This window comes from Streptosporangium sp. NPDC004379 (assembly GCF_042873875.1).
GTDB lineage: Bacteria > Actinomycetota > Actinomycetes > Streptosporangiales > Streptosporangiaceae > Streptosporangium.
The window spans coordinates 86,283-100,120 of sequence record NZ_JBIAMC010000011.1 but is presented as its reverse complement, the minus strand read 5'-3'; the positions used below and the strand labels follow the sequence as shown (position 1 = coordinate 100,120).

Genomic DNA, 13,838 nt, shown 5'->3' with positions numbered 1-13,838 from the left:
AGGACGGCCGAGCGGCCGGCGCCTCTCGAATCGCGCTCCGTCCGGGATCCCCAACCGAGGGTCCGGGCCGCGTCGACCGGATCAATTGCAAGATCGTGATGAAAGTTTCAATTGCTCTTATCGGCGATTTCCTGTGCCGACACACCACAGGACGCGTATATGCCGGAGTGGGTCGCCGAAATTTTTACACGGATCTTGACACGTTTCAGAGGCGTTTCCACACTGAGTCCCCGGCGCGGTTCCCACTATCGGGTGGTGATGCAGAGGCCGCCGATCACGACGCCCTCGTGGTGCGCGTTCCGGTGCCGGGACGAGGAGGCGACCGGTGCGGAGCGGAGCCTCCGCACCGAAGACCACTCGGCGATGGCCGCCACGTGCTGATCCCGATGAGGGGCTCACCCGAGGAGAAGGAACACCACAGTGCGACGACGTGTGAGTGAGACTCCGGCGCCTCGTGCCGCCGGGAGGGTCCGATCAGAGCCCGGGTCACAGAACGGGTGGGTGAGGCGTGCGATGGCCGCGGCGGTCGTCGTCCTCGGGCTGCTCGCGGTGACCGTCGCGACCCGGCCGGCATCGGCCGCCGACAATCCCTATCAGCGAGGTCCCGACCCCACCCTGGCCAGTGTGTCCGCCACCAGGGGGACCTTCGCCACCGCGCAGATCAGCGTGCCGTCCGGGAACGGCCTCGGCGGTGGGGTGATCTACTATCCGACGGACACCGGCCAGGGGACCTTCGGCGCGGTCGCGATCGTGCCCGGCTATTCCGCCCTGTTCGCCAACGAAGAGGCCTGGATGGGTCCCTGGCTCGCGTCCTTCGGTTTCGTCGTCATCGGAATCGAGACCATCAGCCGTACCGACGGCGCCGACGCCCGAGCGACCCAGCTGCTCGCCGCCCTGGACTATCTCACTCAGCGGAGTCCGGTACGCGACCGCGTCGACCCCAGCCGGTTGTCGGTGGTCGGCCACTCCGCGGGTGGCGCCGGCGCCCTCACCGCGGCGCTCCGGCGGCCCTCACTGAAGGCCGCGGTCGGGCTCGCACCCGGCTCGCCCACGGGGAACCTGAGCCTGGCCGACAACCGGGTGCCCACGATGTTCATCTCCGGGCAGAGGGACACGGTGGTCACGCCGTCCTACCTCAACGGGTTGTACAGCACTCTCCCGGCCACGGCGCAGAACGCCTGGGTGGAGATAGCCGGCGTGGACCACCTGTTCGCGACGAGGGCGAACACGACCGAGATGCGGACACTGATCCCGTGGCTGAAGATCTTCGTTGACGACGACATCCGGTACACCCGGTTCCTGTGTCCGTTGATGGACTCCACCGGCATCTCGATGTACCGCGACAAGTGCCCGTACGTGCCGCCGGGCGGCCCGTCGACCTCGCCCTCGCCCTCGGTCACCCCCTCATCCTCACCTTCGGTCACCCCGTCGGCCTCCCCGTCTGCGGGCGCCTGCACCGCGAGCTACCGCACCACGAACTCGTGGCCGGGCGGCTATCAGGGTGAGGTCACGGTGACGGCGGGCGGCTCGGCGATCAGCGGATGGACCGTCAGATGGACGCCGGGCAACGGCCAGACGGTCAGCCAGGTGTGGAACGGCACGCTGGCCGCCGACGGCTCCGCGGTAACGGTGACGAACGCCCCTTACAACGGCTCGCTCCCGGCGTCCGGCACGACCACCTTCGGCTTCCTGGCCGGCGGTACGCCGTCGCCCCCCTCCCTCACCTGCAGCAGCCGCCCGTGACACCCGTCCGGCACGGCGGCCATCAGCCGGCAGGGGCCGCTGCCCCCTGCCGTGACGCTGAGCCATCTCTCCGTGCCCGAAATCCCGGCTGCGTCATCGGCTAGTGTCCTGAGTCAGGAGTTCTGTCCATATATGTAGGCTGGGTTCATGACGTGTGATATTCGCGCATACCGAGGCCCAGATGACGCCACAGCGACCTTCGATGTCTTCCAAGCCGCGATTCGCCAAACGGCCTCGTTGGTTTACGGACCGCGCCAGGTGGACGCATGGGCTGGCCCCGCTCGCACCGACCTGAGCGATTGGGACAGACGGCGGCAAGAAGCGTCGACCCTGGTGGCAGAAGTTGATGACACTGTCGTGGGGTTCACGGACCTGCTGCCGGACGGCTTGGTTGACATGCTGTTCGTTCATCCACGATCAGGGGGCAGGGGTGTTGCACGCGCCCTGCTCACTGCCATCATGCGCGAGGCGCGTGCCCGTGGGCTCACCGAACTGCGGACCTTGGCCAGTCGGAGTGCTCAGCCTGCGTTCGAACGCCTCGGATTCACTGTGGTCGCCCATCGCCCGGACAACACGGTCCGTGGGGTCGTCGTCCCCAACGTAGAAATGCGTCGCCGCCTCTAGCATCCTGAGTCAGGAATTCTGTTCATAACTCTACGCTGGTGTCATGGCGAGTACGGGGCGGCCGAAGGCCGAGCTGGTGTTGTCCGAGGACGAGCGGGCGGCGCTGGAGGGTTGGGTGCGGCGCAGGTCGACGCCGCAGTCGTGGGCGTTGCGATGCCGGATCATCCTGGAGTGCGCGACGGGCGCGACGAACAAGGACGTCGCGCAGCGGCTCGGGTCGACGCCTCACGCGGTCGGGCGGTGGCGGGCCCGGTTCGTCGAGCATCGGATCGCGGGCCTGGGTGACATGCCACGCTCGGGCGGGCCCCGGTCGGTGACCGACGAGCAGGTCGCGGCACTGGTGACCAAGACCTTGGAGAGCACACCGAAGAACGCGACGCACTGGTCGACCCGGTCGATGGCCAAGGAGATCGGCATGTCGCAGTCGACGGTCTCGCGGGTCTGGCGGGCGTTCGGCCTGCAACCCCACCGGGTCGAGGAGTTCAAGCTGTCCACCGACCCGTACTTCGTGGACAAGGTCCACGACGTCGTCGGGCTCTACCTGGATCCGCCCGAGCGGGCGCTGGTGTTCTGCGTGGACGAGAAGTCGCAGATCCAGGCGTTGGACCGCTCCCAGCCCGTGCTGCCGATGATGCCCGGAATCCCGCAGCGCGTGACCCACGACTACGTCAGGGCCGGCACCACGACCCTGTTCGCCGCCCTGGAGATCGCATCCGGCAAGGTCATCGGGTCCCTGCACCGCCGTCACCGCGCCGAGGAGTTCAAGAAGTTCCTGATCACCTTGGACAAGCAGACCCCCGCGGACCTGGACATCCACCTCGTGCTCGACAACTACGCCACGCACAAGACGCCCGCGATCCGCACCTGGCTGGTCGCCCACCCGCGGTTCCATCTGCACTTCACCCCGACAGGGTCGTCCTGGCTCAACCTCGTGGAGCGGTGGTTCGCCGAGCTGACGAACAAGCAGATCCGCCGCGGCGTGCACAAGTCCGTCCAGGCCCTGGAGAAGGACATCCGCGACTGGATCTCGACCTGGAACACCGAGCCGCGGCCCTACGTCTGGACCAAGACCGCCGACGAGATCCTCGAACGCCCCGCCGGATATCTGAACAGAATTCCCGGCTCAGGACACTAGTGGCACGCCAATGGCACGACGCCCCGTTTCCATGATCGGAAACGGGGCGTTTCTGCTGGTGGGCACTACTGGGTTCGAACCAGTGACATCTCGCTTGTAAGGCGAGCGCTCTACCGCTGAGCTAAGCGCCCCGGGCCGTCCCGTCCATGGGACGGGATAACACCTTACGCCACGTCGGGGGATTTGGGCACATCAAGCCGCCAGGTGGCGCCCGCGCCGGGGTCTCCGGCCGCCTGCCAGCCCAGGAGGGCGGCGCCCAGCATGCCGGCGTTGATCCCGAGGGCGGCCGGGCGGATCGGCGGGGCCTCGCGGAAGGTCAGGAGTTCGCGCAGGCGGCGGGAGAGCGGGTCCGACAGCAGGGGGCCCGCCTCGGACAGGCCGCCGCCCAGGACGATCACCGAGGGGTCGAGGAGGAGGGTGTAGGTGGCCAGGGAGAGGGCCAGCGCCTCGACGGCCTCTCCCCAGATCCGCGTGGCCACCGGGTCGCCCGCCGCGGTCAGCGCCGCGACCTGCTCGGCCGTGACCGCCGCGGTCCCGCCGCCGGCCGTCGGGGAGGTGGGGAGGGGCAGGCCGGAGGGGGCGGGCGCGGTGAGGGAGGCGGCGCGGGCCGCGTAGCGGCGGGCGACCGCCGAGGCGGAGGCGTAGGTCTCCAGACAGCCGATCTGCCCGCAGGCGCACGTCTCGCCGTCGGGGAAGACGGGGATGTGGCCGATCTCGCCGCCCCAGCCGGAGGCCCCGCCGTACGGCTCGCCGTTCACGATCATCGCGCCCGCGATGCCGGTGCCGATGGGCAGGAACAGGAAGTCGGAGGCCGTACGGCCGGCGCCGAGGACGCTCTCGGCGAGCCCGCCGGTGCGCACGTCGTGGCCGAGCATGACCGGGGCGTCCAGCGGGACGAAGGCGGCGGCGGGGACGTCGCGCCAGCCGATGTTGGCCGAGTACAGCGCGGCGTCGGCGGCGACCAGGCCGGGTACGGCGAGGCCGACCCCGGCGGGGGCGCCGCCGCCCCGGGCGGCGAGGTCGCCGATGAAGGACCGGATGGTCTCGACGACGGCCTCGGGGCCCCGCTCGCGCGGGGTGGCCCGGCGGTCGGTGAGGAGGATCTCACCGGTGCTCGTGACGAGCCCGCCCTTCATCGAGGTGCCGCCGACGTCAAGGGCCACAACGAACGAGCTCATGCATGCATCCACCGGGTCGAAGGGGCGAGGCCGAGGCCGACCCTAGCGCATGGCCGACGACCCGTTACGGCCCGCATCCGGAGGAACGGCGACGGAGGCGGGTGGACATCCTCGGGACGCATCCCAGGGGTGAGCGCGTCCCGGGGACGGCTTCACGCAGGTGACGAGAGCGCTCCGGGAGGCGGACGAGCCCGGAGGCGAGGTCAGCGGGTGCGGCCCAGGACCCGTTCCAGGGCGGCCTGGACCTCGTCGGCCAGGCCGGAGGCGTCCGGGACGTCCGGGGCGCCGGGAGCGGCGGCGTTCCCCGCGGGGACGGGCCGTCCGGACCGGGCGAGCCGTACGGACCCGCAGGAGCGGCATTCGACCTCGCCGAGCCGGCAGATGAGGGCGGCCGACCCGCACGCGGCGCACGTGTCGAGGTCCAGGTCGTGGGCGCGCTGGCAGTCCGGGCAGATGAGCACCTGGGTCTCCCGGCGCACCCCGCGCTTCCACGGGCTGGCGCCACGGACCGGGTCGGTCTGCCTGGCCCCGCAGGAGAAGCAGGGCATGATCGCCTCCGGAGGGGTCGAGAGCGGCGGACGCCCCCCGGGCGCCCGCCGGATCACCGCTGGGGAGCTCAGAGCTCGGCGAGGACCTTGCGGTACTCGGCGATGTCGCGCGCCTCCGGAATGGGGTTCACCACGCTCCACCGGACGACGCCGTCACCGTCGATGATGAAGGTGCCCCGGTTGGCGAGGCCCTTCTCCTCGTCGAACACACCGTACGCCTGCGCGACCTGACCGTGCGGCCAGAAGTCGGAGAGCAGCGGGAAGGTGTAGCCCTCCTGGTCGGCCCAGGCGCGGTGGGTGAACACCGAGTCCACCGAGACCGTCAGCACCTGGACGTCCTCGGGCGCGGTGGCGATGAACTCGTCGCGCAGCGCGCAGAGTTCGCCGTGGCAGACGCCGCTGAACGCGAGGGGGTAGAAGATCAGCACGACCTTCTTGCCCCGGTGGTCGGAGAGCTTGACCGGGGTGCCGTGCTGGTCCTTCAGCTCGAAGTCCGGAGCCGGGGAACCTACCTCGACCGCCATGTCGAAAGGTCCTTTCGTCGGATGATGGGCGACACCATCATCCTGCCGTACGACTCACATGAGCCGTACGGCAGGGCGGACCCCTTACCGGCGGGTCCGCGGAGGAGCCAGTCGGGTGCCCGACCAGTCGGGCGCGGCGCCGATGCTGCTGGTCTGCGAGAGACCGGCGGTCGTGGCGTCCTCCCCGATGTCGCTGGGCTCGACGTGGCCTTCGCGGCCGGCCTTGGGAGTGAGCAGCCAGATCTGGCCGCCTGCACTCAGGTTGGTCAGCACCCCGCTGAGGGCGTCGAACAGGTCGCCGTCACCGTCACGCCACCACAGCAGCACGACGTCGACGACGTCCTCGTATTCCTCGTCGACCAGCTCGTTACCGGTCAGCTCCTCGATGGAGTCGCGCAGATCGTCGTCGGCGTCCTCATCCCAGCCGACTTCCTGCACCACCTGACCCGGCTTGAGGCCGAGTCGTTCGGCCAGGCCGCGTTCGCCCCGAGCCTGACCCGCGGTCGCGCTCACGTTTGTCCCTCCTGCTTGGATGACACCGCGATCACACGGTGCTCAGAATGCTTCGGCACAGTCCACACGCTGTGACCCTCGGTCGTCAACGGTCGCCACGGCAACGAGTGGGCTACGTATGAATTAGTCCGACAAAAATGACAAACGGATCTGGCGTTCCGGATTGTCGACGTTGAGATCCACCAGGGCGATGGACTGCCAGGTGCCCAGCGCGAGCCGTCCGGACAGGACCGGGACCGTTGCGTAAGGGGGGACGAAAGCCGGCATGACATGCGAGCGTCCATGCCCCCTGGATCCGTGTGCATGCTTCCACCGGTCGTCGGCCGGCAGGAGATCCTCCAGCGCCGCGAGCAGATCGTCGTCGCTGCCCGAGCCGAGCTCGATCAGCGCGATCCCCGCGGTGGCGTGGGGGACGAAGACGTGCAGCAGCCCGTCTCCCCCGCATGAGCGGACGAAGCTCTCGCACTCGGAGGTGATGTCATGGATCCGCTCTCGGGAACCGGTCACCACCTCGATCGTCTGAGATCTCACATACCCGATCCTACGATCCGCGCTGAGCTGGGACGACGGCCCCGCCCTTTTCTCCGGGGCCCTCAGCCCCCTCCCCGGGGCGGCGGGGGCCGTCCACAGCGGAGAGTGCGCCGCTCAAACCGCTTCGCCCCCGCTTCGCGCATCATTATCGTCACGATCCCTCAAAGATCTTCGATTTCCCGCGAACGGCCACCGGAGATCTCCGGTGAATACGGCGATCCCCGATGATCCCCGGTGATCCCCGGCCACGGGGGCGCGGGATCCGGAGGCGGCCCGGCCTCGCACCCTGCGGCCGAGCCGGGAATCGGCGGAGGCGGCCCGCCTCGCGCCGGCCCGGCCGGACCTCCCACGGTCCGGCCCCGGCTAGATTCGTACGGCAAGGGCGGATTCGTCCCCGTCCCCGGAAAAGGACCGGGCAGCGTGTACCCTGTGGGAGAAATTCGTCCTACCATCGGTGGTCTAGGCCATTTTCACGCCCCTGCCAGCGGGGACCTCCTGGTTACCGGTCAGTAGAGATGCACTTTCCGGGGTAAGCGACCAGGATGGAAGGCGACCTACACCAGACAAAAGTCCATCCTCGGAAGGCGAGACCCAGTGGCTTCCGGACGCCAGCGTTTCTCGATCATCAGTGACGGCCTACCCAGCCAGCTTCCTGATGTCGACCCCAGCGAGACCCAGGAGTGGCTCGAGTCCCTCGACAACGTCGTCAAGACGGAGGGGCGGACCCGGGCCCGTTATTTGATGCTCCGCCTGCTGGAGCGGGCCCGGGAGCACCAGGTCGGCGTCCCCGGCCTGCGCAGCACCGACTACATCAACACGATCCCGCCGGAGCGCGAGCCCTGGTTCCCCGGCGACGAGTACGTCGAGCGGCGGATCCGCGCCTACATCCGGTGGAACGCGGCGGTCATGGTCACCCGGGCCAACGCCCGCACCAACGTCGGCGGCCACATCGCGACCTACGCGTCGGCCGCCTCCCTCTACGAGGTCGGCTTCAACCACTTCTTCCGCGGCAAGGACCACGGGGAGTCGGGCGACCAGGTCTTCATCCAGGGCCACGCCGCGCCGGGCATCTACGCCCGCGCCTTCCTGGAGGGCCGCCTCAACGAGGCCCAGCTCGACGCCTTCCGGCAGGAGCTGTCGCACGGCATCCGGGGCCTGCCGTCCTACCCGCACCCGCGCCTGATGCCCGACTTCTGGGAGTTCCCCACGGTCTCCATGGGCCTGGGCCCGATCTCGGCCATCTACCAGGCGCGGTTCAACCGCTACCTGCTGAACCGGAAGATCAAGGACACCAGCCGCAGCCACGTCTGGTGCTTCCTCGGCGACGGTGAGATGGACGAGCCCGAGTCGCTCGGCGCGATCGGCGTCGCCGCCCGCGAGGAGCTCGACAACCTCACGTTCGTCATCAACTGCAACCTGCAGCGCCTCGACGGCCCGGTCCGCGGCAACGGCAAGATCATCCAGGAGCTGGAGTCCTACTTCCGCGGCGCCGGCTGGAACGTCATCAAGGTCGTCTGGGGCCGCGACTGGGACCCGCTGCTCGCGGCCGACGTCGACGGCGTCCTGGTCAACAAGATGAACACCGTGCCCGACGGCCAGTTCCAGACCTACTCCGTCGAGTCCGGCTCCTACATCCGCGACAGCTTCTTCGGCGACGACCCGCGCCTTCGCAAGATGGTCGAGCACCTGTCGGACGAGGACATCCGCAAGCTCTCGCGCGGCGGCCACGACTACCGCAAGGTCTACGCGGCCTACAAGGCGGCCCGTGAGCACGTCGGCCAGCCGACGGTCATCCTCGCCCAGACCATCAAGGGCTGGACGCTGGGCAAGGACTTCGAGGCGCGCAACGCGACGCACCAGATGAAGAAGATGTCCAAGGCCGAGCTCAAGGAGTTCCGCGACCGGCTCTACCTGCCGATCCCCGACTCCGCCCTCGAGGGCGACCTGCCGCCCTACTTCCACCCGGGCGAGAACGACCCCGAGATCGAGTACATGAAGGAGCGCCGCGCGGCCCTGGGCGGCGTCCTGCCCAAGCGCGTGGTCCGCGCCAAGCCGGTCAAGCTGCCCGGCGACGCCGCCTACGCGCAGATGAAGAAGGGCTCCGGCAAGCAGAACGTCGCCACGACCATGGCGTTCGTCCGCCTGCTCAAGGACCTCATGCGCGACAAGGAGATCGGCCACCGGTTCGTGCCGATCATCCCCGACGAGGCCCGCACCTTCGGCCTCGACGCGATCTTCCCGACCGCGAAGATCTACTCGCCGCACGGCCAGACCTACGAGGCCGTCGACCGCGAGCTGCTGCTGTCGTACAAGGAGTCGACCGAGGGTCAGATCCTGCACGAGGGCATCAGCGAGTCCGGTTCCATGGCCTCGGTGGCCGCGGCGGGCTCGGCGTACGCCACGCACGGCGAGCACATGATCCCGGTCTACATCTTCTACTCGATGTTCGGCTGGCAGCGCACCGCCGACCAGATGTGGCAGCTCGCCGACCAGATGGGCCGGGGCTTCCTGCTGGGCGCCACGGCCGGCCGCACCACGCTGAACGGCGAGGGCCTGCAGCACGAGGACGGCCACACCCCGCTGACCGCCTCCACCAACCCGGCGGCGGTGTCCTACGACCCGTCGTGGGCCTTCGAGGTGGCGCACATCGTCCAGGACGGCCTGCGGAGGATGTACGGGGACACCCCCGAGAACATCTTCTACTACCTGACCGTCTACAACGAGCCCTACCCCCAGCCGGCCGAGCCCGAGGGCCTCGACGTCCAGGGCCTGCTGAAGGGTCTGTACCGGTACGCCGAGGCACCCGCCGTGTCGGGGCCGAAGGCCAACATCCTGTCCTCGGGCGTGGCCGGCCCCTGGGCCGTGGAGGCCCAGCGCATGCTGGCCGAGGACTGGGGCGTTGCGGCCGAGGTGTGGTCGGCAACCTCCTGGACGGAGCTGCGCCGCGAGGCGCTGGCCGCCGAGGAGCACAACCTGCTCAACCCCGACGCCGAGCGGCGGGTGCCGTACGTGACGCAGGCGCTGTCGCGGGCCCAGGGCCCGTTCGTCGGCGTCAGCGACTACATGCGCGCGGTGCAGGACCAGATCGCCCAGTGGGTCCCGGGTGACTGGACCTCCCTCGGCACCGACGGCTTCGGCCTGTCGGACACCCGGTCGGCGCTGCGCCGCCACTTCCATGTGGACGCCGCCTCGATCACCCTCGCCGTGCTCACCCAGCTGGTCCAGCGGGGCGAGCTGAACGAGGAGGTGCTGCGCGAGGCCATCGTGAAGTACCACCTGAAGAACGGCGTGACCGAGGCCGGCGGGGTGGAGAGCAACGACACCCAGTCCATGGGACTGTGACGTGACGCCGGGCGGGTCCTTTTTTTGAAAGGGCCCGCCCGGCTAGTGTTGGATCGCTTCCCCCGGCATCCGATTCGAGGGAGCATCACGTGCGAAAAGTCCTGGCGGTGGCGACCGCGGCGACCGTCCTGTCCGGCCTGTTGACCGCCTGCAGCGACCCGGCCCGCAACAGCGGGCTCGGCCCTGTCGACCCGTCCTCACCTGCCGGGGGGACCGCCGCGCCGTCGGACACGACCGGGACTGCGGGCGCGACCGGGCGCATCGCGTGGGGACCCTGCACCGACGTCCGGGGGCCGAACGGGCAGATCCCGGCCAAGCCCGACCCCACGCTGCGGTGCGGCTCACTGCGGGTGCCGCTCGACTACGCCAAGCCGGACGGCGAGACGCTGGACATCGCGATGATCCGCATCCCGGCGACCGACCAGGCCAGGAGGATCGGTTCCCTGGTCTTCAACTTCGGCGGCCCCGGCGCCTCGGGCGTCGACACCATGGCCCAGGCGGCCAAGGCGTTCTCCAGCCTCAACGCCCGCTACGACCTGGTCAGCTTCGACCCGCGCGGGGTGGAGCGCAGCTCCGGCGTCAGGTGCGACGGTAACCAGGTCATGGACCGCTACACCTCGATGAACACGATCGCCGTCACCGAGGCCGACTGGGAGCGGCAGGGACGCATCATCAAGGACTTCACCGCCGCCTGCGAACGGACCTCCGGGAAGATCCTGCCCTACGTCGGCACGGTGAACGCCGCCCGCGACATGGACCGGATGCGCGAGGCCCTCGGCGAGCCCAGGCTCAACTACTTCGGCATCTCCTACGGCACACAGCTCGGCGCCGTCTACGCCACCGAGTTCCCGAAGAACGTGGGCCGTTTCGTGCTGGACGCCCCGCTGGACCCGAGCGTCCCGATGGACAGGCGCACCGTGGTGCAGTCGGCCGGGTTCCAGCACGCCTACGACGACTTCCTCAAGGACTGTGTCAAGGGGCCGGGCCAGTGCGACGTCGGCGCCGACGAGACCATCGCGAACAAGCACGTCGAGAAGTTCATGAACGACGTGGAGGACGAGCCGCTCAAGGTCGGCCCCCGCGAGCTCACCCAGGGACTGGCCAACACCGGCGTCGCCGCCGCGCTGTACTCGAAGCTGACGTGGCCCCTGCTGGAGCAGGGACTGACGATGGCCTTCAAGGACGACGGGCGGCTCCTGCTCAGCCTCGCCGACAACTACAACGGCCGCCTGCCCGACGGGTCCTACACGACCCTCATGAGCAGCTTCCCGGCCATCAGCTGCGCGGACACCGCGGAGCGGCCGGACCTCGCGCAGCTGAAGCGCACCCAGCGGGAGTCGCTGAAGGTCTCCCCGCTGTTCGGCAGCGCCGGCATGGGGCTGATCTGCTCCTCCTGGCCGGTCAAGGGCAGCGACCAGGCCAGGAGGATCGACGCGGCGGGCTCGGCGCCGATCGTGGTGATCGGCGGCACCGGCGACCCGGCCACGCCGTACGAGTGGGCGCCGAAGCTGACCGAGCAGCTCGGCACGGGCGTGCTGGTCACCTACAAGGGCGAGGGCCACGGGGCGTACATCTCCGGCGACCAGTGCGTCAAGAAGGTGACCGACAGGTACCTCCTCGACGGGGACGTCCCGGCCAAGGGCATCACCTGCACGTCCTCCTGACCGTCCTTCCACGGCCGAGCCGTACGGTGCGGCGGTTCTCCCCGTACGGTGCGGCGGTTCTCCGCCCGGAGCCCGCACGGGTCCGGGCGGCTCTCCACGCCGGGCCGTACGGCTCAGCCGCAGCCCTCCATGCGGGGCCGCGCGGTCTCGTGGCGGAAGCCGACGCCGGAGAAGTGCTCTTCGAGCAGCGACTCGATCGTCCCGTCGGCGTACATGGCGCCGATCGCATCGTTGATCGCCCGGCAGGCGACCGGGTCGCCGCGCCGGAGCGCCACGCCGTACCGCTCGGTGGTGAGGCGGAGCCCGGCGACCTTGAGGCGGGCCCCGCGCAGCCGGGCGCCGAACCCGGCGAGCACCAGGTCGTCGTCGGGCATGGCGTCGGCCGTGCCGCCCGCCACCCGGGCGGCGCACCTGGCGGAGTCCTTGTCCTCAAGGATGTCGAAGCGGACGCCCCGGTCGCGGATCATGGCCGCGGTGGCCGATCCGCCGAACACCACGCACATGGTCCTGCCGCCCAGGTCGGAGGGCTTGGAGATCTTCATCCCGGCCCGGACGAGCACGTCGCGGTGGGCCACGTAGTACGGCCCGGCGAACGCGGCCCGGGAGCGGTCGGCGGTGTCGATCGAGAGGTTGGCGACCACGATGTCCACCTCACCGCGCTGGACCTTGGCCTCACGCTCGGCGTAGCCCACCCGCACGAACCGCACCCCCTTGGCGGGCACCCCCAGCTCCCCGGCGATGCGGCGGGCCACGTCGATCTCGAACCCCTCGGGCGGACGCTTCCCGTCGGCCAGCGCGACGCCGGGCAGGCCGCCGCGGTAGCCCACCCTGATCGTGTGCGTGGCCCGGATCCGGTCGAGCAGGCGCGACCCCGTGGAGGGCGTCCCGGAAGGCGACGGGGACGACGGGGACGACGGGGACGCTGCGGGGCTCCCCGAGAGTGAGGGGATCGCGGCGGTGCCGTCCGGCGTGCCGGCGAGCTGGAGCGCGAGCAGCGCCGCGGCGATCGCGGCGAGGGCCGCGGACGCCCCGGCGACGGTCCGGCGCCGCCGCCGGGCCCCGGGCGGGTCCGGCGGGCTCGATGAGGCCGGCGGGTCCGGCGGGTCCGGCGGGTCCGTCCGGGCGAGGTCCAGCGTGGCGGCCTGAGCGCCCTCGGCCAGCTCCTCCCGGGACGCCTCGCCGTCGTCCACCGGATGTCCGAGCAGGCGTTTGAGCACCTCGTCCATGGACGGCCGCAGCGCCTGGTCCTTGTTCAGGCAGCGGGCGACGGTCCGGCGCAGGTCCTCCGGCAGCGCGCCGAGGTCGGGGGCGTGGTTGACGACGCGATTGAGCGTCGCCATGATCGTCTCCGCCGCGAAGGGCGCCCGGCCCGTGGCGGCGAAGACCATGGTCGCTCCCCAGGCGAACACGTCGGCGGGCCGGCCGACGCGTTCCTCGGCGATCTGCTCGGGCGCCATGTAGGCGGGCGTCCCGACGGCGCGGGTGGTGATCGTCCCGCTCTCGTCGATGATCTTCGCGATGCCGAAGTCGACGACGCGGGGGCCGTCCGGGGCGAGCAGCACGTTGTCCGGTTTGAAGTCGCGGTGGGCGATCCCCGAGTGGTGGATCGCGGTCAGGGCGGTGGCCGTGCCGGTGGCGAGCCGTTCGAGGGCCTCACCGTCCAGTGGCCCGTCGCGCTCGACGGTCCGGCGCAACGAGGGACCGTCGATCAGCTCGCTGGCGATGTAGGGGGTCTCGCCGTCGAGGTCGGCGGCGAGCACCCGGGCGGTGCAGAAGGCGTCCACCCGCCGGGCCGCGGCCAGCTCCCTGGCGAAGCGGGAACGGGCGTGGTTCTCCCCGGTGAAGCGCACGTGCAGCAGCTTGACGGCGGCACGCCGGCCGTCTTCGGCCTCCCCCAGGTACACGACGCCCTGGCCGCCCTCACCCAGCCTGCCACTGAGCGTGAAGTCCCCCAGCCGCGGCGGATCCCCGGGCCGCAGCGGTTCGATCTCCGGCATCGACGACCCCTCGTGTGCCCCTCGCGTGCGCCCCTCGCC

At 70.2% G+C, this 13,838-nt stretch carries 11 protein-coding genes and 1 tRNA gene; 5 read left to right on the top strand and 7 right to left on the bottom strand.

Translation table 11 applies throughout. The annotated features are described in order from the left end of the window. Window positions 1-501: 501 nt before the first annotated feature. The 3 genes from ACFYSC_RS23660 to ACFYSC_RS23650 all read left to right on the top strand — a co-directional run bounded on the left by ACFYSC_RS23660 (window position 502) and on the right by ACFYSC_RS23650 (window position 3,502). A complete protein-coding gene (locus tag ACFYSC_RS23660; RefSeq protein WP_389965414.1) occupies window positions 502-1,743 on the top strand; it encodes a cellulose binding domain-containing protein in 1,242 nt (413 codons plus the stop codon). 147 nt (window positions 1,744-1,890) lie between these two features. Next, complete coding sequence (locus ACFYSC_RS23655) at window positions 1,891-2,367, top strand: GNAT family N-acetyltransferase (RefSeq protein WP_352356362.1); 477 nt, start codon at window positions 1,891-1,893, stop codon at window positions 2,365-2,367. 43 nt (window positions 2,368-2,410) lie between these two features. After that, a complete protein-coding gene (locus ACFYSC_RS23650) occupies window positions 2,411-3,502 on the top strand; it encodes an IS630 family transposase (RefSeq protein WP_389965411.1) in 1,092 nt (363 codons plus the stop codon). A gap of 56 nt (window positions 3,503-3,558) precedes the next feature. Here ACFYSC_RS23650 and ACFYSC_RS23645 read toward each other — a convergent pair. The 6 genes from ACFYSC_RS23645 to ACFYSC_RS23620 form a co-directional block, all read right to left on the bottom strand. Continuing rightward, window positions 3,559-3,633, bottom strand: a tRNA-Val gene (locus ACFYSC_RS23645). A 33-nt stretch (window positions 3,634-3,666) separates the two neighbouring features. Continuing rightward, a complete protein-coding gene (locus ACFYSC_RS23640; RefSeq protein ID WP_389965408.1) occupies window positions 3,667-4,680 on the bottom strand; it encodes an ROK family protein in 1,014 nt (337 codons plus the stop codon). A gap of 203 nt (window positions 4,681-4,883) precedes the next feature. Further along, window positions 4,884-5,228 (bottom strand): hypothetical protein, encoded by a 345-nt coding sequence (locus ACFYSC_RS23635; protein WP_389965405.1) that lies wholly within the window; start codon window positions 5,226-5,228, stop codon window positions 4,884-4,886. A 68-nt stretch (window positions 5,229-5,296) separates the two neighbouring features. Then, the gene (locus ACFYSC_RS23630; protein ID WP_389965402.1) at window positions 5,297-5,752 is read right to left on the bottom strand and encodes a peroxiredoxin; all 456 of its coding nucleotides are present in this window, start codon (window positions 5,750-5,752) and stop codon (window positions 5,297-5,299) included. Between the two features lie 84 nt (window positions 5,753-5,836). Then, window positions 5,837-6,265 (bottom strand): DUF3052 domain-containing protein, encoded by a 429-nt coding sequence (locus ACFYSC_RS23625; RefSeq protein WP_362935558.1) that lies wholly within the window; start codon window positions 6,263-6,265, stop codon window positions 5,837-5,839. Between the two features lie 123 nt (window positions 6,266-6,388). Then, the gene (locus ACFYSC_RS23620; RefSeq protein WP_389965397.1) at window positions 6,389-6,796 is read right to left on the bottom strand and encodes a secondary thiamine-phosphate synthase enzyme YjbQ; all 408 of its coding nucleotides are present in this window, start codon (window positions 6,794-6,796) and stop codon (window positions 6,389-6,391) included. 594 nt (window positions 6,797-7,390) lie between these two features. Here ACFYSC_RS23620 and aceE point away from each other — a divergent pair. Together aceE and ACFYSC_RS23610 are read left to right on the top strand one after the other, a co-directional pair. Further along, a complete protein-coding gene (aceE, locus tag ACFYSC_RS23615; protein ID WP_389965394.1) occupies window positions 7,391-10,138 on the top strand; it encodes a pyruvate dehydrogenase (acetyl-transferring), homodimeric type in 2,748 nt (915 codons plus the stop codon). An 89-nt stretch (window positions 10,139-10,227) separates the two neighbouring features. Next, a complete protein-coding gene (locus tag ACFYSC_RS23610) occupies window positions 10,228-11,802 on the top strand; it encodes an alpha/beta hydrolase (RefSeq protein WP_389965391.1) in 1,575 nt (524 codons plus the stop codon). A gap of 113 nt (window positions 11,803-11,915) precedes the next feature. Here the strand turns inward: ACFYSC_RS23610 and ACFYSC_RS23605 are convergent, their stop codons facing one another. Continuing rightward, the gene (locus tag ACFYSC_RS23605) at window positions 11,916-13,799 is read right to left on the bottom strand and encodes a serine/threonine-protein kinase (protein WP_389965388.1); all 1,884 of its coding nucleotides are present in this window, start codon (window positions 13,797-13,799) and stop codon (window positions 11,916-11,918) included. Window positions 13,800-13,838 lie beyond the last annotated feature (39 nt).